Source organism: Pandoraea sp. NPDC090278 (assembly GCF_044772185.1).
In the GTDB taxonomy this organism is placed as follows: domain Bacteria; phylum Pseudomonadota; class Gammaproteobacteria; order Burkholderiales; family Burkholderiaceae; genus Pandoraea.
This window is the reverse complement of record NZ_JBIVYJ010000041.1, coordinates 1-2023: the sequence shown is the minus strand read 5'-3', so window position 1 is coordinate 2023 and position 2023 is coordinate 1. Positions and strand designations below refer to the sequence as shown.

Below are 2023 nucleotides of genomic sequence, written 5' to 3'. Positions count from 1 at the left end.
TGTGCGACCCAGCAGGCTCACGGCGTCGCTCAGCGGCCAATTGGCATCAAGCCCCAGATGAGCGGTCGTCGCGTTACTCTTGCGCTGATCCCAGCGCACCGGGAATCCTTCCCCCTGCTCGTTGTAGCCGTCGACCTTCGTTCTTACGTGGGTGAGGCTGATATAGGGGGTGAACCCCACCTCGCCCAGGGCAAACGCATTGTCCCAATCCAGACGCATGCGGCCTCCGAACGACTGGGTATGGGGCTTGCCTGACGCGCTCGTGGGTGTCCCGGCGTTCAGGTAGACGCGATTCACATCGACCTGACCGGCGGCGTACAGCAAATCAACGGTGGCGTACAGCGGCGTATCCATCACTCGCACGGTCACGCCGGGCAGCACGAAACCCTCCTGCGTTTTGGTGGTGCCCCCCAGATCGGTCTTGTCGCTGCTGCCCAGGTACCCTGTGGACAGGCTCACTTGCACGTCCTCATTGACGCGATATCCATAGCCCAGCTCCGTGACCCACTGGCGCTGCCGATAGGGCGAGTGCGTCTGCGCCCCCCAGTCGCCCCCGGTCCAGACAGCACTCTGGCCAACCGTCGGGATCAAGCCTCGCATGGGATTGCTATGCAGCCCATTAATGAGGAGCTCTGCATTGCGTGAGGTGCTGATACCCACCACGGCCACGCGAGCCAAACCTTGCGTGAACGCTTGCACATCGATCAGGCCGTTCAAGGACGTTGATGACGACGTCGTTGACGTCGTTGACGTCGTTGACGTCGTTGACGTCGTTGACGTCGTTGACGTTGAAGGACTTGTCGCTGCCGAGGGGACAGATTTCGCCACCACGCGGGCGATATAGGGATTGCCATTGGCGAGTCGTCCGACCACAACCGAACCATCGGCATTGGCACCCGTGGCGGTCTCCGTCTGAACGCCCTGCACTGTCACGCCGTTAGCCTGCAGCCACGCCTCCACGGACTGCATCTTGGCGGCCGCCGTCCATCGAAAACCTTGCCAGGTGGCATCGGCTTTTTGTGCGCTCCCGACAATGACGTTACCGTCACGGCTAATGCCCCAGGCCCGAGACTGTGTGCCACCCAGTGTACCCAATGCTTCTAACGCGTTGGCGCTCTGCGTCCAGCGGAAGGCGTGGTCGTTCTCGGTGCCTTTCCAAGAAGTGCCAACCACCACCTTGCCATCCCCACTCACTGCGTTGGCTCTGGACTCGTTATCTCCAGGCAAGTCGCCCAAGTCGACGTCCCCCCTGGCGCTCGTCCACCGAAAGGCTTGACTGACGTTGGCTGAATAACGCCAACCTACCACCACCGAACCGTCATCATTGGCCCCTGTAGCGCTTGAGACTGAGTTTATAACAAGATCCCGATAGCCGGAGGCCACCGTCCAACTGTATGCGCGCCAATCCCCGTTCGAATTAGTGTAAGCACCAACAACCACTTGCCCGTCACCACTGACACCCGTGGCGCGAGTTAAGCCTGTCCCAATCGGAAAGCGAGTAAAGCCCGTCCCGACCGGGAAGCCAGTGAGAAACTGGATGCCATTGGCGGCAGTCCATCGAAACGCTTGCTCGCCTTGGCTTCCGTTCGTTGCAGAACCGACCACGACACTTCCATCGGTGTTGGTCCCCCCTATGCTGAAGTCGTCCGAACTGGTGACGCCCCCGAGATCCTGCGCCCCACCCGAGGGCGTCCAACGAAAGGTGCGAAAACTCGTGCCCGAACCATTGGCATTGGTCCATGTCACCACGTTGTCGTCAGCGCTCACGTTAACTTCTCTCACATCCATCCCCGTTCCGAGACCCGTAATGCCAGCGCTTTGCGCTGCCGCAAGCAGAGGAACGGCCAAACCGACACTCAGCGCGCACGCGCTTAATCGGTGGCGGACAGTCAAACGACGCTCGGAAGCGGGGCTGAGGGGGCAAGAATGACGAAAACGCATGGGTAATTTGACCTGATGAAATAGGACATCAGCAAAAAACACGCGTCGCCTACAGAAAATCACCTCGAGGGTGACTGACAAC

1 protein-coding gene is annotated in these 2023 nt (G+C 60.2%); it reads right to left on the bottom strand.

Going from position 1 to position 2023, the window contains the following annotated elements; all coding sequences use genetic code 11:
• The coding region (locus ACIQWO_RS27470) for an autotransporter domain-containing protein (protein WP_402830866.1) at nt 1-1767 on the bottom strand (1767 nt) is incomplete at its 3' end.
• Nucleotides 1768-2023 lie beyond the last annotated feature (256 nt).